We start from the raw sequence: 18,954 nt of genomic DNA, 5'->3' as shown, positions 1-18,954 counted from the left end.
AGTAAAATAATCCGATGAAAAATTCATATTCGTGCAGTCCGTTCTTCAATCTTCACCTTTGCAGCCGCGGTTACACAATTGAACCATTCTGGCAACGAACTGGTGACGAGTTATTATCTTTCTGCTGCATTATTTTACACAAATGGTAGTATACTTTATTTAGACAGCTTATGTCAAGGAAGGCAGCGGAAAAACGCTGGAAAATAAGCAATGGAGGAATGAGCATGGAGCAAGTAATCTTTCCGAAAAACGAAGAAAATGCTATAGCAATGGCACAATATATGAAAAACCGGTTTCTTTTTGCCGGTGTACCAAAACCGCAACGGGCATTCCTGCAAAAATCGCTTCTAACTGCCAGCAAAAATTGGTCGGTAGAGGACGTTTTGGTGGAGATCACGACCTATTATCAAAAAGAGGAACGGGAATACCAGTATTTGGCAATCGATTTGGCACAAAAAAATGTCCGTCGATTTTCCTTTGAGGAATTGGAAAAACTGCTTGTTTTGACTGCGCAAAAGGAATGGTGGGACAGTATCGATTCCTGGCGAAAATTTTTTGGTACCTGGGTCTTGCAGTATCCGGAAAAACTGGAAGCGGTTTTCTTGTTGTTTGATCAGCAACCAGACTTTTGGCTGCGGCGAATCGCTATCACATTGCAGTTGCAATTCAAGGAAAAAACTGACCGAGAGCTGTTGAAAAAAGCCATTGAGTATGATATGAATACAGAAGAGTTCTTTATTCAAAAAGCCATTGGATGGGCATTAAGAGAGTACAGCAAAACGAATCCTGAATGGGTCCGACAGGTGCTTTTGAACCAGCACTTCAGCAAGTTGGCGACTCGAGAAGCTAGTAAGTATCTATAGAATAAGAAAGTGAGACGACACAACCCTTATGAAACGAAAACTTTTTGCTTTTGATATTGATGGGACCCTTCTTGACAATGAGAAGCAACCGCTGGACAGCACGATGGAAGCACTGGAAGAACTGCGAAAAGCCGGGCATTTGGTGACAATAGCCACTGGTAGAAGTCGGTTTCACGCTAAAGATGTGATTCGCGATCTTGGATTTACCAATTATGTTTTATGTAACGGTGCCGCCGCTTTTTTGGATCATCAACAAATTTATAAGAATCTTTTAAACCGTTCTGAATTGGATCAATTCGTAGAAGAAGCCAATCAATTGGCAATCGATACCGCCTTTATCAGTATGGATGTTGCGAAACGTTCCACATCAATTAATGTAGAGGTTATGGACGAAGCGATGAAATCCTTTGGGGCGACATTACCGGAATTGGATCAATTATTCGTAGAAGATCAAGAGGTTTATCAGGCACTGGCTTTTTATAGCCGACAATACGAAGGTTATTTTGATCAAAAATATCAAAAATTACGCTTCATTCGTTGGCATGAAAATTGTGTTGATGTTGTGCCGAAAAACGGTTCAAAAGCGGCAACGATTTTAAATGTTGCTAATCGTCTAGGGATTGATAGAGAAGATGTTGTCGCATTCGGTGATGGATTAAACGACCGGGAAATGTTGCGAGAATCCGGCTTAGGGATTGCGATGGGCAATGCCACTGCAGAAGTGCAGGCAGAAGCGGATTTTGTCACGGCATCAAATGAACAAGACGGTATTTGGAAAGCACTGAAAGAATTACATTTGCTATAAACTACCCCGTTAAGTTTTGAGAGGAGCTGTTTCATGGATTTTGTAAAAGAGGACTTTGACTATTATCGTCGTTCCATTCAACTGATGTACCAAGGATATTATCGGTTGCGTTTGAGTTTGCTGGCAGTTTGCGGACTGTTGTTGGCTGTCTATTCAGCAATCACAAGAGATAGCTTGTTGATAAATGGTTTTTTGTTGCTGATACTCATCGCTTTATTCGTTTATCTGGTACTTCAAAGCCGTAAATTTGATGAAATCTACGACGCTTTTTTAAGAAAAAATCAACCGGCTCAAATTTATCAGTTGGTGGAGGATGAATACAGCTACACCGCAAAAGAAACCGGACAAGAGGAAATACACATCAAGAAAGCCAAAGTTCGCAATTTTCCTTCCAGAAACAAACAGTTCACGCTGATGGTGGGCTTTGAAAAAGCATTTTTCTCCTCCCAACCACTACAAATGGTTTATTATGACATGTTGGAATTAACCTACGAAGAAAGTTTTCGTTTAAAACGAAACGGCTACAGTCGGCTTCCCCGTTTCTTGCGGCGTTTTTCTTTGACAAATATCAAAGGATCAATCACCGATTTGTTTCGTTTTATTTTTGGGAATATTTTCTTATTGTTTTTAGTCTATCGCCTGATTCGCTATTTGCTTGCACTGTTACGGATGTGACGAAAGCAAACTTGCGAAAAGGAAGTTGTAAAAGCGTAGTCGGATAATAATCTGGCTAGGCTTTTTTTGTTGTGTGTGATACCGTTAAGGAAAAGAAAGAGCGGAGGAAACGAGATGAAGATTGCATTGATTGCCCATGACCGCAAAAAGGACATGATGGTCAAGCTGACGACAGCATATCGGGAAATTTTAGTGAAGCATGAATTGTTTGCCACGGGAACGACCGGAAAACGAATTGAAGAGGCAACCGGCTTGCCGGTTCATCGCTTCAAATCTGGTCCATTGGGAGGAGATCAGCAGATTGGCGCGATGATTTCAGAAGATGCACTGGACATGGTGATTTTTTTGCGGGACCCATTAGCGGCACAACCCCACGAACCAGATGTGACGGCACTGATCCGCCTGTCGGATGTGTATGAAATTCCCTTAGCTACGAATATTGGCACCGCAGAAATTTTATTACGGGGACTAGATGCTGGTTTTGCTGATTTTCGTGACATTGTACACGAGCTGGAAGAAAAGCCGATTTCTTTTTGAAAAAGAAGTCGTCTTCCATGCATAGGGTGATTATTTTAATTTTAGAAACGCATTTTTAGAATAGGGTGAAAATATGTCAGAATTATTAACCGATTTTTTACGTTATGCCAAAATCAATACTCGTTCCGATGAAACCTCAACTACGATTCCTACGACGCCTGGTCAAGTTGATCTAGCATTGCTGTTGAAGGATCAATTACTCGACTTGGGGTTGGAACAGGTTGCCTATCACCCGAAGAATAGTTTTACCATCGGGGTTTTGAGAGGTGATCCGAAAAAAACAGCGGTAGGTTTTATTGCCCATGTGGACACCGCAGATTTTTCTGCGGAAAATAGTCAACCGCAAGTCCATGAAAATTATGATGGGCAGGATGTTGTCCTGAATGAGGGCAAGCAGATTGTGTTATCGGTCACGGAATTTCCTAATTTGTTGGATTATGTAGGAGAAACGTTGATCACAACTGACGGCACGACTCTTTTAGGAGCAGATGATAAAGCCGGGATCGCCGAAATCATTGACGGAATTCGATTGTTAAAACAGGTTCCAGCTGCTGAAAGAGGTGATGTCTGGGTGGCATTCGGTCCAGATGAAGAAATCGGTCGAGGAGCAGATTTGTTTGATCCTGACGATTTTCCGGTGGCGTTTGCCTATACTTTAGACAGTGGACGCGTAGGGCATTTTGAATATGAAACCTTCAATGCGGCAAAAATCGAAATTTTTATTGATGGCACGAGTGTTCATCCCGGAACAGCCTACCAGCAAATGGTCAATGCCATCAAAATTGGGGAGCAAATCGATCAACAACTGCCTCAAGCAGAAGTTCCGGAAAAAACACGGGAATATCAGGGCTTTTATTTGCTGAATAAATTTATCGGGGATATCAGTCATGCAGAGCTCCACTATATTATTCGGGACCATGATCGGGAAAAATTTGAAGCCCGCAAGCAAAGGATTTTGCAAATCATTACCGAACTTAATGAAGAATTGCAGCAGGAACGGATTAGCTATCGTTTGTTTGACCAATACTACAACATGCGGGAAATTATTGATCAAGATCCCCGCAGTGTCACCTATGCCAAACAAGCGATGGAAAATTTAAAAATTCCCATCAAGATCACTCCTTTTCGCGGGGGGACAGACGGCTCGAAAATTTCCTATAAAGGAATCCCAACACCGAACTTATTTACAGGGGGCGAAAATTTCCATGGGCAATATGAGTTCATTACCTTGGAAGCTATGGAAAAAGCCCGAGATACGATTGTTGAAATCGTTCGCCTGGCGAGCGGAGGGAAATAAAAAGCAGGCAGAAAAGGAAAATTCCTTTCTGCCTGCCATTTTTATTTTTTGACAGTCGACTCTTTGACAAATTTAAAATGCAGCGTTTTTCGCTCCGGCATGTTTTCTTTGTGCTCCTGCACTGCGGCCTTCACGATTTTTTCGCGTTTCTTTTTGTATTCGTTGATGCGACGTGCCAAAACTTCCTCGTTACTTTTTTTCATGAAGAATCCCTCCAGTTAGTTCTGATAATGCTTACAATGTTATTCTATCATGCTTTTACAACGAAGAAAACCGCTTTGTTTGTGATGGAATACACGATTGTAAATAATTCCGTGTTATTCTATCCCGCCGAAACGATCCAACGGCCACAAAACGATTCGAGCGACACCTTCAATCTCCTCCTTAGAAATCGCACCAATGTAACGGCTATCAGTGGAATTGGTTCGATTGTCGCCTAAAACGAAATAACTGTCCGCGGGAACTTCAAAAACAAAGTCCTCGGTAAATGTTTCACGAGTGGTTAAAACTTCTTCACTTAATTTTGGATCAAGGTATTCTTCGGTGTATTTTTTTCCGTCAATTACCAGCTGATCTTTTTGAATTTCCACCGTTTCTCCCGGCAGACCGATTACTCGCTTGATGTAATTCCGATCCTCATTTGGTGCATCGAAAACCACAATGTCGAATCGTTGGATATTGTCAGTATTTTTGGACATCAACAAGCGTTCATTATTGATTAGTGTCGGCAGCATAGATTTTCCTTGGACGATAATTGGAGTAATGATATAGTGACGGATCAATAGAATAGCGACAACAAATAACGCAAGCAATCCGATTCTTTTCAAAAATCGCGCCATAAGCCTCCTCCTTTTCGTTTGTTAATCTTATTCTAACCAAAATTCAATAAACTAGATAGCAAAGTGTCTTTTCCTTTGAAAAAGGAGGCGGGCTTTTTTTTCCACCCAAAAACAACTATAATAAGGAAAGATGTCAAAAAGAGAAGAGGAAAAATTGTGCGGGTATTGTTTATTGGGGATGTTGTCGGTGCTCTTGGCCGCAAAACCATTACAGAATATGTACCAAAATTAAAAAAGAAATACCGTCCGCAAGTCACGATCTGCAATGGAGAAAATGCAGCTTCTGGTCGGGGAATCACCGGGAAAATCTATAAAAAATTTTTACAAGATGGAATCGATGTCGTCACGATGGGAAATCATACGTGGGACAATCGGGATATTTTTGAATTTATCGGAGAAGCGAAAAAAATGATTCGACCAGCCAATTTTCCTGAAGAAGTACCGGGAATGGGGATGGTTTTTGTCAAGGTCAATCAAGTAGAGCTTGCGGTGATCAACCTGCAGGCACGAACCTTTATGGTGGCGTTGGATGATCCCTTTAGAAAAATCGATGAGCTGTTGGCAACGGCACGGGAACGAACATCCTTGATTTTTGTTGATTTCCATGGGGAAACAACAAGTGAAAAACAAGCGATGAGTTGGTATCTTGATGGACGTGTTTCAGCCGTCGTCGGAACCCATACCCATGTGCAAACCAATGATGCTCGAATTTTACCGCAAGGAACCGCCTATTTGACAGATGCAGGCATGACCGGTCCTTATGATGGTATCTTAGGCATGAAACGAGAACCCGTGATTGAACGATTTTTGACGACGTTGCCTCAGCGGTTTGAAGTAGTGGAAAGCGGCCGAACCATTTTATCCGGTTGCCTGATTGATATTGATGAAAGAACAGGCAAAGCAACTGCAATCCATACGATTCAAATCAGTGACGATCGACCATTTGACGAATAAGCGAATAGGATGAAAGCCATGGATGCATTAGAACGGGAACCAGAAGTAAAAGCAGCCCTTGAACAGTTAACAGAATTACTAGCTGCTCACGAAACAATCCGATCTTTCAAGCGGATCAAAGAAAAAATCGAAAAAAATCAGCATTTGCAAGAGTTGGAAGAAAAAATTAAAACCGCACAAAAAAAGGCCGTCAATTTTGCTCATTATGGAAAACCAGAAGCAGAAAAAGCTGCTATTGCTGCGGCAAATCGCTACACAGCAGAGTTTGAGGAACAGCCGCTAGTGATTGCTTATCGGGAAAAATTGTTGGAAGCCAACGATCTGCTGCATTTTGTGACGGATTCGTTGCAAAGACAAGTAAATGAAACAATCGAGGAGGAAAAACCGAATGCCTCAAAAGACTAAAAATACGCCTATGATGGAACAGTATTTGGCAATCAAGGCACAGTACCAGGATGCATTCCTTTTTTACCGCTTAGGGGATTTTTATGAAATGTTTTACGAGGATGCTATCAAAGCCGCACAAATTTTGGAATTGACTTTGACCAGCCGCAACCGTAATGCCGACGACCCCATTCCCATGTGCGGAGTTCCTTACCATGCTGCCCAAGGATACGTGGATACGTTGATCGAACAAGGCTATAAAGTCGCAATCTGTGAACAAGTCGAAGATCCCAAAACGGCTAAAGGGATGGTTAAGCGAGAAGTCATTCAATTGGTGACCCCCGGAACCGTTATGGAAAGCAAGGGGCTTTCGGCTAAGGACAATAATTTTTTGACGGCGCTGACCTTTACCGGTAAAGACTACGGATTTGCTTATGTGGATTTGAGTACCGGTGAACTAAAAGCCACCGTTTTAAAAGATGAAGAAGCCATCATTAATGAAGCTTCTGCGCTGCAAACCAAAGAAATCGTTTTTGGCAGTGAAATTTCAGATGAGCTGAAAAAACAATTGAAGGATCGATTGAACGTGGTTTTCTCCACGCAGGAAACCATTGAGGAAAATGCAGAATTTCAATTTTTGACCAGTGAACTGACTAATTCAGTGGAAAAAGAAGTGGCGGGAAAACTGCTGTGCTATTTATCCATCACTCAAAAGCGTAGTTTGGCACATTTGCAAAAAGCTGTGGACTATCAACCAGATCATTTTTTGAAGATGGATTATTATTCGAAATTTAATTTAGAACTGAGCCAATCAATTCGTACCGGAAAAAAACACGGCACCTTATTGTGGCTGTTGGATGAAACTAAGACGGCAATGGGGGGACGTTTGCTGAAACAATGGTTGGATCGACCCTTGATTCAAAAACAAGCAATCCTTGCCCGACAAGCAATGGTCGCTTCTCTGCTGAATAGTTATTTTGAACGGGCTGACCTGCAGGAAAATTTGACCAAGGTTTATGATTTGGAGCGTTTAGCTGGACGTGTGGCCTTTGGAAACGTCAACGGGCGGGATTTGATCCAATTAAAAACCTCTCTGCTGCAAGTTCCGCTGATTCGCGAATTGCTGACTGGAATCAATCAAGGGGAATGGAATGACCTGCTGGTAGATTTGGAACCGATGGAAGATCTAGTCCAATTGATTGAAGGTGCCATCAATGAAGAGGCACCGTTGCAGATTACAGAAGGCAATGTTATCAAGGACGGGTTCAATGAAACGCTTGACCAATACCGTTTAGCGATGAGAAACGGCAAACAATGGTTGGCGGAATTAGAAGCCAAAGAACGAGCAGAAACCGGCATCCGTAATTTGAAGGTCGGCTTCAATCGGGTGTTTGGGTATTATATCGAGATCACGAAGGCCAATTTAGGCAATTTAGCAGAAGGCCGCTATGAACGAAAGCAAACTTTGGCAAATGCCGAACGTTTTATCACACCGGAACTGAAAAAATTGGAAACGCAAATTTTAGAGGCCGAAGAAAAATCAGTTGATTTGGAGTATCAATTATTCTTAGAGGTGCGGGAACAAATCAAGCAGGCTATCGAACGACTGCAAACCTTGGCAAAATCCCTCAGCGCGGTGGATGTTCTGCAAAGTTTTGCGATGATCGCCGAACGCTACCAATATGTACAACCGACTTTTGGCAAAGAGCTGAAAATTTTAGAAGGTCGCCATCCCGTTGTGGAAAAAGTTTTGGGGCATCAAGAATACATCCCAAATTCCATCACGATGGATCAAGAAACCCTGATTTTACTGATTACCGGTCCAAATATGTCAGGGAAAAGCACCTATATGCGGCAATTGGCATTGACTGTCATCATGGCGCAAATGGGGTGTTTCGTCCCCGCAGAAACGGCAAAGTTGCCGATTTTTGACCGGATTTTCACCCGTATTGGCGCCAGTGATGATTTAATCGCTGGACAAAGTACTTTTATGGTGGAGATGATGGAGGCCAATCAAGCTTTGCGTCATGCAACACCGAACAGTTTAATTTTATTTGATGAATTGGGACGGGGAACAGCAACCTATGATGGTATGGCGTTGGCGCAAGCCATTATTGAATATATCCATAAAGAAGTGAAAGCCAAGACCTTATTCTCTACTCATTATCATGAATTGACGGTTCTGGATGAAGCCTTGCCTCAACTGCGCAACATCCATGTGGGAGCAGTTGAAAAAGATGGCGATGTGGTTTTCCTTCATAAAATGATGGAAGGACCTGCGGATAAAAGTTATGGTATCCACGTGGCAAAAATTGCCGGATTGCCGACAAACTTGCTGGAACGAGCTGCAACAATCTTAAAGGGATTAGAAGCAGATACACCAGCTGTCCTGCAAGCTCCTCCTGCTGTCACTGAAGAAATCGAGCAGATGTCCTTATTTAGCGAAGTTTCTACCAGTGAATTAGGTGTGATTGATACGGTGAAAAAATTGAATTTATTAGAAATGACCCCAATGGAAGCATTGAATACATTGTACGAGTTGCAGAAACGGATTTAGAAAGAAGGCGTATCTATGGGAAAAATCCAAGAATTATCTGAACGTCTTGCCAATCAGATTGCTGCAGGGGAAGTGGTGGAGCGCCCCGCATCGGTGGTTAAAGAATTAGTGGAAAATGCGCTAGATGCCGGCAGTACCCAAATTGATATTCTAATTGAAGAAGCAGGTCTGCGTAAAATTCAGGTGACAGATAACGGTGAAGGAATCGCTGATGATGATGTGGTGAATGCATTTAAACGACATGCCACCAGCAAAATCCACAATCGGGATGATTTATTCCGGATACGAACACTGGGTTTTCGTGGCGAAGCCTTGCCAAGTATTGCTTCCGTATCCGAAGTGACCGTCGAAACAGCGGTGCAAGGAACGGAACAAGGAACCTTGCTGAAATTAAAAGGCGGTGCTGTTGAATCCCATACTCCTTCTGCTTTGCGGCAAGGAACCAAGATTACTGTGGAAAACTTATTTTTTAATACGCCAGCGCGTTTGAAATATGTTAAAACGGTTCAAACGGAATTGGCGAATATTGGGGATATCGTCAATCGGTTGGCACTGAGCCACCCCTCTGTTGCATTTCGTTTGGTTCACGATGGTAATAAAATGTTGGCGACTGCCGGCAATGGCGATCTAAAACAGACCTTGGCGGGAATTTACGGCATTACTACGGCTAAAAAAATGTTGAAAATCCAAGCAGAAGATTTAGATTTTAAAATCGAAGGCTATGTTTCATTACCGGAAGTTACCCGGTCCAGTCGGAATTATTTGTCAACAATTATCAATGGCCGGTATATCAAAAATTTTGCACTGAACAAAGCCATCGTCGCAGGTTATGGCTCAAAATTAATGATTGGTCGTTTTCCTTTAGCAGTGATCGAGATCACGATGGACCCGCTATTGGTAGATGTCAATGTGCACCCAACCAAGCAGGAGGTCCGTTTATCAAAGGAAAAAGAATTGACAGAATTATTGAGCAAAGCCATCAATAATGCCTTGCGGGAAGAAAATCTAATCCCCAATGCAGCTGACAATTTAAGTTTTAAAAAGAAACAGACTCCTCAAGAAAAAACGGAACAGTTGGCGATGGATTTTGCTGAACCAAGAAACACTAAAGGTTTGTCTTACGATGCCACCAGTGGAAAATTTTTTGTGGAGGAAAGTTATCAACAGACTGTGGAAAACCCTGTGGATAATCTTGTGGATATTGGTGGAAAACCAGCACCAGTTTTTTCACAGGAATCTAAAAAGGATGAATTTGTGCCGTTGGAGTCAGACGTGGTCACAGAAAAACCAAATGCTGCCAATGTCGTATCGGACTTCTCCGAGGAAGAGATTCGGCTACATCCGGAATTTGATTTGGCCAATAAAGAATGTGAAACTTTGTTAGATAAAGTATTGGCTTCAGATGATCGTCCCACAGAACGTTTTCCACAATTGGATTATTTTGGTCAGATGCATGGAACCTATTTGTTTGCCCAAAGTGAGCAGGGATTGTACATCATCGACCAGCATGCGGCGCAAGAACGGATCAAATACGAATATTATCGGGAAAAAATTGGGGATGTCACCAATGATTTGCAGGAATTGCTGGTGCCTTTTGTTTTAGATTACCCCAACAGTGATGCGCTAAAGCTGAAGGAAAAAGCTGAACTGTTGGAAAATGTAGGGATTTATTTAGAAGAATTCGGCGCCAACAGCTTCATTGTTCGAGCTCATCCTGTATGGTATCCGAAAGGACAAGAAGAAGCGATTATTCGTGAAATGATCGATATGTTGCTGGTAACCGGCAGTGTCAGTGTCAAAAAATTCCGAGAAGCAACTGCAATCATGATGAGCTGTAAGCGATCCATCAAGGCCAATCATCATTTGAACGAGGCTCAAGCCCGCGTGTTGCTGCAGGATTTAGCGACCTGTGAAAATCCCTTTAACTGTCCCCATGGACGCCCGGTACTGATTCACTTCACTAACAGCGACATGGAAAAAATGTTTAAACGAATCCAAGATCCGCATAAAACGAAGGAGACGATGTAAAAAATGGCGATTATTTTAGCGTCGCAATCACCACGGCGAAAACAATTGCTTGCCCATATTGTCGATAATTTTACGGTTGAACCTGCCGACATTGACGAAACAGTTCACGAAAAGGATCAGCCAGAAGAATACGTCATGCGAATGGCAAAAACCAAAGCAAAAACCGTTGCAAAACAGCATGAGAATGATTTAGTGATTGCATGTGACACCATCGTAGTGGCCGGTGGGAAAATTTTAGGAAAACCCAAATCTCGGGAAGAAGCATTTGAGATGCTCAGTCTGATGAGCGGTCAAATGCATCATGTATATACGGCGGTGGTTTTGCGTAAAGGTCGGCAAATGCTCACCAAATTGGTTCCTGCCAAAGTTCTCTTTTTTGACTTGACGGATGCAGAGATTAATCAGTATCTCGATGAAGGAGATTACGTGGATAAAGCTGGTGCATATGGAATCCAAGGAAAAGCCGGGATGTTTGTAAAAAAGGTGGATGGCGATTACTATAGTATTGTGGGCTTTCCTGTAGGCGCAATTTATCAGATGATGAAGGAAATTAAGTAGGTTTGCTTCCACTAAAGGAGGATTTCCAATGGCAGAATATTCAAAAGAAGAATTGAAAAAGCAACTTTCACCAATGGCTTATGCAGTTACGCAAGAAAGCGCAACGGAACAGCCATTCACGGGAAAATACGATAATTTTTATGAAAAAGGCATTTACGTGGATATTATCAGCGGCAAACCGTTGTTTTCTTCTACCGAAAAATTTGATGCCGGCTGTGGCTGGCCTTCTTTCAGCAAGCCGATTCTTCGAAAAGAAATCAAAGAGAAAGCCGACTTTTCTCATGGAATGCACCGAGTTGAGGTTCGTAGTGATGAAGCGGATGCGCATTTAGGACATGTTTTTTCAGATGGACCGGAAGAAAAAGGCGGCTTGCGCTACTGCATCAACTCCGCCGCTTTGCGCTTTGTTCCGTTAGAGGAAATGGATCAACAAGGCTATAGTGAATACAAAGAATATGTGGAATAATAGGAAATAAAGCCCGCTTTTGAAAAGGGGCTTTATTTTTTTTGCTGACGATTGTTGAGCAGTAATCAAGCCAATCTTTCATTTTCTAAAAAGTTTGAACGTGATGGAGAAATAAAAGTTCTCCGCTAATTATACGTCAGTGTGTTGAATATTTTTTTGAATCGTTTCTAGAAATAGTTTGCTGACGTTGGGCAAGCTTCGGCTTTTACTCCAAATCAGAATATTGGGATCAGTTAATTGAGGTTCCAAAGGACGAAAGACGAGTCCGCTCTGTTGGGAGGTTTCGACTAAATTTTCATAGGTCAATGCCATGCAGGCACCGGTTTTAATCAACAAACTAGCGTTGAAAATCAGATTGTAGGTACCGATAAAATTAAACTGATCAAATAGTTCGTTGCTCCATTCTTTAAAAATCCCCCGCTGCTTTGCCTGCGCAGAAACAATTAAGGGGCGACCAATAAGATCAGCGGGAGAAATGGTTGAATGACGGGCAAGCGGTTCATCGGCTCGCATTAAGAGACCCCAACGATTTTCCTCAGGTAGAGTGAGAAAGTTATAGTTATCCAACTGTCGCCGTCCCATGATGACTCCAAATTCTAAAATACCACTATCTAATTGCGGTTCTATCAGGCTGGCATCTCCACTTCTTAGATTGATATGAATTTGGGGATATTTGTGAATGATCTGCTGAATTGTTTGCATGATGTAGGTCATGGCATGACTTTCACCAGAACCGATATCCAACGTTCCGCTAATGATGTCTTGCTTTTGTAAATTATATGTTGTCTTGTCAAACAAACGAATAATTTCTTGTGCACGTTCCAGTAGATAATAGCCTTCTTGAGTCAAGTTTACTTGGCGATGGCTCCGTTCAAACAGCTTAACATTTAATTCAGTTTCCAAATCGATAATTTGGCGGGATAAAGCTGGCTGTGACACATGCAGGGACTGTGCTGCGTGGGAAAAATTTTGTTCTTGTGCAATGGCGACAAAATAGCGAAGAACACGAATATCCATGGAACCACTCCTTTTTCCATAACTAATTATTATAGTAATTAATACATTATAAGTATTTAACATTAGTATAATTTCCCAGTATACTGTAGTCAATCAATAAATAAGAGATGAGGGAAGTCAATGAAGTCAAAGATGGACTTGGGGACTGCGGCGTATGATCAGGTTGAAGAAATCAACGAAATTAATCAACCGTTACTCCAACAATTAAATACCGGTACCCATGACCAAGCAGAGATTCGTGAGCGAATCAGCAAAATTACCAATGAGACGATTGATGGAACAACTGAAATTCGTTTGCCATTTTGGTCGGATTTTGGTCGCAATTTACACATTGGGAAGCATGTTTTCATTAATAGCCATTCAATGTTCACCGATTTAGGCGGTATTTTTATTGGCGATCATGTGTTGATTGGACCGAATGTTACGATCGCCTCTGTCAATCATCGAATAGAACCGGCAGAACGGCGGCATTTGGAATTGCAATCAGTGTATATCCATGAGAATGCATGGTTGGGGGCAAATGTCACAGTGACTCCAGGGGTGACGATCGGAGAGAATGCAATCGTCGCAGCCGGGGCAGTAGTGACGAACGATGTACCAGCAAATACGATTGTGGGTGGCGTTCCAGCCAGATTTATCAAAGGTATCAACTCTAATTATAAAGAACAACAGCCTTCCCAGTAATGTGACAACAAAGGTGTGACACATTTTTGGTGCTAAGCAAAATAATCATAGGTTCGAGAAAGGAATGTTTATTATGGCAATTCAAGACAAAGTAGTAGTAATCACAGGCGCATCATCAGGAATCGGAGAAGCAACGGCAAAATTATTAGCAAGCAAAGGAGCAAAAATTGTTCTGGGCGCTCGTCGTGAGGAAAAATTGCAAAAAATCGTTGAGGAAATCAAACAAGCAGGTGGCGAAGCTGTCTTTCGGGTCACCGACGTAACCAAACCAGCAGATAATGAAGCATTAGTTAATCTTGCAAAAGAAGCCTTTGGAAAAATTGATGTTATCTTTTTGAATGCCGGCTTGATGCCAAACTCACCGTTATCTGAATTGAAGACGGACGAATGGGATCAAATGGTGGACGTGAATATCAAAGGTGTTTTGAACGGGATCGCCGCTGTTTTACCAACCTTCAAAGGGCAAAAATCTGGGCATGTAATCACCACTTCTTCGGTTGCCGGGTTAAAAGCCTATCCTGGTGGCGCAGTTTACGGTGCCACAAAATGGGCTGTTCGAGATTTGATGGAAGTTTTGCGCATGGAATCAGCACAAGAAGGCAGCCATATCCGTACGGCAACGATTTATCCAGCCGCAATAAAAACGGAATTGTTAACGACGATCACCGATAAGGAAACAGAAAAAGGCATGTCCTCTCTTTATGAAACCTATCAAATTGGACCAGAAAGCGTTGCAAATATTGTTGCTTTTGCAATTGACCAACCAGAAGACACAAACGTTAATGAGTTCACCGTTGGACCTACCGATCAACCTTGGTAAAATGGGGCAACCAATTCCTTTGTTTCAAAAAGTTAGTAAGCACAAGTAAAAAAGTTCGGAGAATTTTTGCTGATTCTCCGAACTTTTTTGTCGGCTCAGCTTAAAAAATTTTCCGCTGATTTAGCTAAACTAGGCAGAGAAAGAGCCAATCATTTCTCTGCCTTTTTTGTCGATGAAAACTGTGATACAATAAGGGGAACATATGTACAGAAAGGGTTAGGGCATGTACGAATATATCATTGGACTTGTAACGGCGATCAATCCAGCTTATCTTGTATTGGAAACGCAGGGCATCGGCTATCAAATCGCATTGGGAAATCCCTATCGTTACAGCAGCAAAATGAATCAAGAAGTCAAAATTTATGTCCATCAAGTGATTCGGGAAGATGCGCATCTACTTTATGGTTTTGGCAAATTAGAAGAAAAACAATTATTTTTGCGCCTAATCAGCGTTTCTGGAATCGGACCGAAAAGTGCTTTGGCCATCATGGCAAATGAAGAGCACGATGGCATGATCGCAGCCATTGAATCTGGTGATGCTACGTATTTGACGAAGTTTCCCGGTGTTGGTAAAAAAACAGCGCAACAAATGATTTTGGATTTGAAGGGGAAATTGGGCGAATTGGCAGGAGAATTGCCGGCAATGCCGATTTTATCCGAGAATCAAGCCTTGGAAGAAGCTATGGCAGCTTTGTCTGCTTTGGGTTACAGTGAGAAAGAAACCAAGCGGGTAGAAAAATTATTGCCTGTTGATCCGCAAAAAACAACCGATGAATATTTGCGGGAAGCTCTAAAATTAATGATGAAAAAATAGGAGGAACGGTCAATGACAGACGAACGGATCGTTTCACCGGAAACGACAGAGACGGAAGAAATCCTCGAAAAATCGTTGCGACCACAATACCTTTCACAGTATATCGGTCAGGATAAGGTTAAAGAAGAGCTGCGTATTTATATTGAAGCGGCGAAAAATCGTGAAGAATCCCTCGATCATGTGCTACTTTATGGACCACCGGGATTAGGAAAAACCACGATGGCCATGGTGATTGCTAACGAAATGGGTGTCAATATCCGTACCACCAGCGGACCGGCTGTTGAAAAACCGGGAGATTTGGTGGCGATTTTAAATGAATTGGAACCGGGGGATTTATTGTTCATTGATGAAATCCATCGTTTGCCGCGAGTTGCAGAAGAAATGCTGTATTCGGCGATGGAGGATTTTTATGTGGATATCATGGTTGGACAGGGAACCACGGCTCACCCGGTTCATTTTCCTTTGCCACCCTTTACACTTGTGGGGGCGACGACTCGTGCCGGGATGCTTTCAGCGCCATTACGGGATCGCTTTGGAATTATTAGTCACATGGAATATTATCAAGAGCAGGATCTGCGGGAAATCGTGTTGCGTTCGGCGGATATTTTTCAAACAGAAATTGTTACAGAAGGTGCAATCGAAATCGCACGACGATCAAGGGGAACCCCGCGAATCGCCAACCGTTTGTTGAAGCGGGTTCGGGATTTTGCTCAAGTACAGGCCGATGGAGTGATTGACCGCTTGATTGCCGATCGGGCGTTGAGCTTGCTGCAGGTGGATAAAGCCGGCTTGGATTATGTTGATCAAAAATTGATCAAAACGATGATCGAAATTTATGGCGGCGGACCAGTGGGATTAAGCACCCTGTCTGTCAATATTGGAGAAGAAACGGAAACGGTCGAGGACATGTACGAACCCTATCTGATCCAAAAGGGATTTTTAAAGCGTACTCCCCGTGGGCGAATTGCCACTCATCTTGCCTATGAACATTTTGGCTATTCATATCAAATTTCAGATTGAGGAAGAGGCTTATGACAGAAGGAAATCAGACAAAACGGGCAATTGGACGAGCCTTAGTCGCTTTGACACAAACCAAGCCCTATGAAAAAATCAGCGTGCAAGATATCGCTAAAAAAGCAGAAATCAATCGCCAGACGTTTTACTATCATTTTTCCGACAAAGCAGAATTACTGCGTTGGATTTATCTGAACGATTCCTTAAAATATTTGACCTCAGCAGAATTGTCCATCGATAATTGGGAAGAACAGGCATTAAAAATGCTGAAAACAATGAAGGAAAAAAACGTGTTCTATCAAGTGACGACTGAGAAAAATCGAGATGTTTTGATCAAAGAATTTTCATTGATCGTAACGAAATTATTCCGCAAATTGTTTGAACAGGTAGATACAGAAGGTGTATTGACTGAAAAGGACAAAGATTTTTATGGCCGTTTTTTTTCCTACGGCTGTAGTGGCGTCCTGCTTGCTTGGATTTCCGGCGGGTACCAGGAATCACCTTTAGAAATCGCTACTCAACTTTTTCAACTGGCAAAAGATGTTGAGTTTTTCTCTTTTCGGATGTATCAAAAGGAGGAGATAGAGTGAAGGTTTTATTTGTCTGTTTAGGAAATATTTGTCGCTCGCCCATGGCAGAAGGACTGATGCGGCAACGGGCACAGGAAAAAGGAATCGAGCTGTTTGTTGATTCAGCAGCAACCAGCAGTTGGGAAGCGGGAAATCCGCCCCATGAAGGAACACAAAATATTTTGCGGCAAGCCGGTATCGATTTTTCAAAAATGCATGCCCGACAAATCACGGAGACAGATTTTCATACGTTTGATTTTATCATTGGAATGGATCAAAACAATCTTCGAGATCTGCAGAAAATTGCTCCCGCAGGTACAGAAAAGAAAATCCATTTATATTTGAGTGTCGTTCCCGACAAAAAAGCAATGGCCGTTCCTGATCCGTGGTATACCGGAGATTTTCAAGAAACCTACCAACTGCTAAAAGAAGGTCTGGATAGTTGGCTTGCCGTTTTGCAAGCTGAGCGAAACAGCAAGGCTTGAGTTTTAGCAGAAAATTATTTAGAATAGGCTTTACAAAAGCTGATTTGCTTGAAGCAGAAAGGGGTTTGCAATGGAAAAAAAATCGAAAATCAAAAAAATTCGTCAATTCGTTGCGCTTACTTCTAATACTTTACTCGATACATTTTTAAGTGATACTGCCGAGAATCGGCAACAAGAAAAAATCTCCGTAGAAATGCGGGATGCTATAAAAAAAGCAGCACGTCAGCACAGTCTGGTGGTTCTTCAAGTGGATAATCCCGATGCTGAACGAAAATTTGAAACAATCTCCGGCTGGTTGGTGGCTAAAAATAAAGATCGGCGACATTTGTTGATCAAATTACAAAAAGACAAGCAGCAGATTCGGATGGTTCCCTTAGAATCCGTTCGAAAAATCAGCATTCTTGCTCCAAATGGTCACCGAGAAAACATCTCCCGTTAAAAAAATAGTAGAAATCATCCTGAATCATTTCGTGGATGATTTTTTTGTTGGTAATTTTCTCAGTAAGAAAGTGGTAAAATAGGTGAAAGAAAAACAGAAATGAGGAAATAAAATGAATATAGTTGTATTGGCCGGCGGATTAAGTGATGAACGGGAAGTTTCTCTTTCTTCTGGAAGTCAGATTGCGAATGCATTGATGGCAAATGGTCACCAAGTAGTTTTGCTGGATGTGTACGAGGGAGCAGCAGATTGTAAAACCTTTGCCGAAGCCTTTGCGCAACACCGTATGGAAAAATATACGCATACAATCGATGAAAAAGCGCCAGATGTAGCTGAAATGAAAAAAATACAAGCTGATTTGGTAGGACCTAATGTGATTCCTATTTGTAAAACCAGTGATCTTGTTTTCCTGGCACTGCATGGAGGAATTGGAGAAAATGGACAGCTTCAAGCGTTATTCGATATGTATTCGATTGCGTATACTGGCTCCGGTTACAAAAGCAGCCTACTGGCAATGGATAAAAAGATTTCAAAAGAATTGCTAACGTATCATGGCATCAAAACTGCTCCTTGGCAAATACTTACGAAAGACAGTCCGGTTACAATCGATGGACCGGTGGTTGTCAAACCCAATGACAATGGTTCAAGTATCGGTGTTGAAATCGTAGAGAATCAGACGGATCTGGCGGATTCTTTGGCGGCGGCTTTTCAGTATTCAGAAACGGTTTTAGTGGAAGAAAAAATTGAAGGCAGAGAATTTTCCGTAGGCATTTTAGGGGAACAAGTTTTACCGATTATCGAGTTGATTCCCAAAGAAGGATTTTATGACTATAAAAATAAATACCAACAAGGCATGACTGAAGAAATTACACCAGCCGTTTTATCACCGGAGTTGACAGAAAAAATGCAGGCTTGTGCATGGCAAGTACATCAGCTGCTGGGACTTTCTGTTTATTCACGGGTGGATTTCATGTTGAGTCGTGAAAATGAAGTGTATGTGATTGAAGCCAATTCATTGCCGGGCATGACTCCACACAGTTTGCTTCCCCAAGAGGCTCAAGCTGCTGGAATTTCTTATCAAGAGCTATGCGAGAAAATCCTGCAGTTGTCGTTGGAGGGGGTTGGAAGAAATTAGCCGATAAGGGAGAA

General features: G+C 42.1%; 22 protein-coding genes. 19 read left to right on the top strand and 3 right to left on the bottom strand.

Features of this window, described 5'->3' with window-relative positions; all coding sequences use genetic code 11:
- Nucleotides 1-224 precede the first annotated feature (224 nt).
- The 5 genes from BN1875_RS08995 to pepT all read left to right on the top strand — a co-directional run bounded on the left by BN1875_RS08995 (nucleotide 225) and on the right by pepT (nucleotide 4,177).
- Complete coding sequence (locus BN1875_RS08995; RefSeq protein ID WP_048604515.1) at nucleotides 225-863, top strand: DNA alkylation repair protein; 639 nt, start codon at nucleotides 225-227, stop codon at nucleotides 861-863.
- A gap of 28 nt (nucleotides 864-891) precedes the next feature.
- Nucleotides 892-1,668, top strand: a complete 777-nt coding sequence (locus tag BN1875_RS08990) for a Cof-type HAD-IIB family hydrolase (protein ID WP_048604514.1) — start codon at nucleotides 892-894, stop codon at nucleotides 1,666-1,668.
- Nucleotides 1,669-1,701: 33 nt separating this feature from the next.
- Nucleotides 1,702-2,343 carry a hypothetical protein gene (locus tag BN1875_RS08985; protein ID WP_048604513.1) on the top strand — a complete coding sequence of 214 codons (642 nt, stop codon included), beginning with the start codon at nucleotides 1,702-1,704 and terminating at the stop codon, nucleotides 2,341-2,343.
- Between the two features lie 114 nt (nucleotides 2,344-2,457).
- Nucleotides 2,458-2,880 (top strand): methylglyoxal synthase, encoded by a 423-nt coding sequence (gene mgsA, locus BN1875_RS08980; protein WP_048604512.1) that lies wholly within the window; start codon nucleotides 2,458-2,460, stop codon nucleotides 2,878-2,880.
- A 73-nt stretch (nucleotides 2,881-2,953) separates the two neighbouring features.
- A complete protein-coding gene (pepT, locus tag BN1875_RS08975; RefSeq protein ID WP_048604511.1) occupies nucleotides 2,954-4,177 on the top strand; it encodes a peptidase T in 1,224 nt (407 codons plus the stop codon).
- Between the two features lie 41 nt (nucleotides 4,178-4,218).
- On the opposite strand, the gene BN1875_RS13735 is transcribed toward pepT, so the two are convergent.
- A complete protein-coding gene (locus BN1875_RS13735; protein WP_171000772.1) occupies nucleotides 4,219-4,380 on the bottom strand; it encodes a hypothetical protein in 162 nt (53 codons plus the stop codon).
- A 114-nt stretch (nucleotides 4,381-4,494) separates the two neighbouring features.
- Nucleotides 4,495-5,016, bottom strand: coding sequence for a signal peptidase I (gene lepB, locus BN1875_RS08970; protein ID WP_048604510.1), 522 nt, complete (start codon nucleotides 5,014-5,016; stop codon nucleotides 4,495-4,497).
- 156 nt (nucleotides 5,017-5,172) lie between these two features.
- On the opposite strand from lepB, the gene BN1875_RS08965 reads away from it, so the two are divergent.
- From BN1875_RS08965 to msrB, 6 genes are read left to right on the top strand one after another with little or no spacing between them, the layout of a single operon-like run.
- On the top strand, nucleotides 5,173-5,970 hold the full coding sequence (locus BN1875_RS08965; RefSeq protein WP_048604509.1) for a TIGR00282 family metallophosphoesterase: 798 nt from the start codon (nucleotides 5,173-5,175) through the stop codon (nucleotides 5,968-5,970).
- Nucleotides 5,971-5,988: 18 nt separating this feature from the next.
- Nucleotides 5,989-6,375 carry a YlbF family regulator gene (locus BN1875_RS08960; protein ID WP_048604508.1) on the top strand — a complete coding sequence of 129 codons (387 nt, stop codon included), beginning with the start codon at nucleotides 5,989-5,991 and terminating at the stop codon, nucleotides 6,373-6,375.
- The gene (gene mutS, locus BN1875_RS08955) at nucleotides 6,359-8,911 is read left to right on the top strand and encodes a DNA mismatch repair protein MutS (RefSeq protein WP_048604507.1); all 2,553 of its coding nucleotides are present in this window, start codon (nucleotides 6,359-6,361) and stop codon (nucleotides 8,909-8,911) included. Before BN1875_RS08960 ends, mutS begins: the two co-directional genes overlap by 17 nt.
- A gap of 15 nt (nucleotides 8,912-8,926) precedes the next feature.
- Nucleotides 8,927-10,939 (top strand): DNA mismatch repair endonuclease MutL, encoded by a 2,013-nt coding sequence (gene mutL, locus BN1875_RS08950; RefSeq protein ID WP_048604506.1) that lies wholly within the window; start codon nucleotides 8,927-8,929, stop codon nucleotides 10,937-10,939.
- A gap of 3 nt (nucleotides 10,940-10,942) precedes the next feature.
- The gene (locus BN1875_RS08945) at nucleotides 10,943-11,497 is read left to right on the top strand and encodes a Maf family protein (RefSeq protein WP_048604505.1); all 555 of its coding nucleotides are present in this window, start codon (nucleotides 10,943-10,945) and stop codon (nucleotides 11,495-11,497) included.
- Nucleotides 11,498-11,525: 28 nt separating this feature from the next.
- Nucleotides 11,526-11,963 carry a peptide-methionine (R)-S-oxide reductase MsrB gene (msrB, locus tag BN1875_RS08940; RefSeq protein ID WP_048604504.1) on the top strand — a complete coding sequence of 146 codons (438 nt, stop codon included), beginning with the start codon at nucleotides 11,526-11,528 and terminating at the stop codon, nucleotides 11,961-11,963.
- A gap of 129 nt (nucleotides 11,964-12,092) precedes the next feature.
- Here the strand turns inward: msrB and BN1875_RS08935 are convergent, their stop codons facing one another.
- Nucleotides 12,093-12,980, bottom strand: a complete 888-nt coding sequence (locus BN1875_RS08935; protein ID WP_048604503.1) for a LysR family transcriptional regulator — start codon at nucleotides 12,978-12,980, stop codon at nucleotides 12,093-12,095.
- 120 nt (nucleotides 12,981-13,100) lie between these two features.
- Here BN1875_RS08935 and BN1875_RS08930 point away from each other — a divergent pair, with 120 nt between their 5' ends.
- The 8 genes from BN1875_RS08930 (at nucleotide 13,101) to BN1875_RS08895 (ending at nucleotide 18,940) form a co-directional block, all read left to right on the top strand.
- A complete protein-coding gene (locus tag BN1875_RS08930) occupies nucleotides 13,101-13,664 on the top strand; it encodes a DapH/DapD/GlmU-related protein (protein ID WP_048604502.1) in 564 nt (187 codons plus the stop codon).
- A gap of 73 nt (nucleotides 13,665-13,737) precedes the next feature.
- Nucleotides 13,738-14,484, top strand: a complete 747-nt coding sequence (locus BN1875_RS08925) for an SDR family oxidoreductase (RefSeq protein ID WP_048604501.1) — start codon at nucleotides 13,738-13,740, stop codon at nucleotides 14,482-14,484.
- Between the two features lie 223 nt (nucleotides 14,485-14,707).
- Nucleotides 14,708-15,298 (top strand): Holliday junction branch migration protein RuvA, encoded by a 591-nt coding sequence (gene ruvA, locus BN1875_RS08920; RefSeq protein WP_048604500.1) that lies wholly within the window; start codon nucleotides 14,708-14,710, stop codon nucleotides 15,296-15,298.
- A gap of 12 nt (nucleotides 15,299-15,310) precedes the next feature.
- Nucleotides 15,311-16,318, top strand: coding sequence for a Holliday junction branch migration DNA helicase RuvB (ruvB, locus tag BN1875_RS08915; protein ID WP_048604499.1), 1,008 nt, complete (start codon nucleotides 15,311-15,313; stop codon nucleotides 16,316-16,318).
- An 11-nt stretch (nucleotides 16,319-16,329) separates the two neighbouring features.
- A complete protein-coding gene (locus tag BN1875_RS08910; RefSeq protein ID WP_048604498.1) occupies nucleotides 16,330-16,902 on the top strand; it encodes a TetR/AcrR family transcriptional regulator in 573 nt (190 codons plus the stop codon).
- Nucleotides 16,899-17,366, top strand: a complete 468-nt coding sequence (locus BN1875_RS08905) for a low molecular weight protein-tyrosine-phosphatase (RefSeq protein WP_261795778.1) — start codon at nucleotides 16,899-16,901, stop codon at nucleotides 17,364-17,366. The genes BN1875_RS08910 and BN1875_RS08905 overlap by 4 nt, the downstream gene beginning before the upstream one ends.
- Before the next feature lie 70 nt (nucleotides 17,367-17,436).
- Complete coding sequence (locus BN1875_RS08900) at nucleotides 17,437-17,805, top strand: hypothetical protein (RefSeq protein ID WP_048604497.1); 369 nt, start codon at nucleotides 17,437-17,439, stop codon at nucleotides 17,803-17,805.
- A gap of 112 nt (nucleotides 17,806-17,917) precedes the next feature.
- Nucleotides 17,918-18,940 (top strand): D-alanine--D-alanine ligase family protein, encoded by a 1,023-nt coding sequence (locus tag BN1875_RS08895; RefSeq protein ID WP_048604496.1) that lies wholly within the window; start codon nucleotides 17,918-17,920, stop codon nucleotides 18,938-18,940.
- Nucleotides 18,941-18,954: the final 14 nt, after the last annotated feature.

The sequence above is a fragment of the Enterococcus massiliensis genome, assembly GCF_001050095.1.
Taxonomy (GTDB): domain Bacteria; phylum Bacillota; class Bacilli; order Lactobacillales; family Enterococcaceae; genus Enterococcus_C; species Enterococcus_C songbeiensis.
Note: the sequence above shows the minus strand (reverse complement) of the source record. Positions and strands in the feature narration are given on the sequence as shown.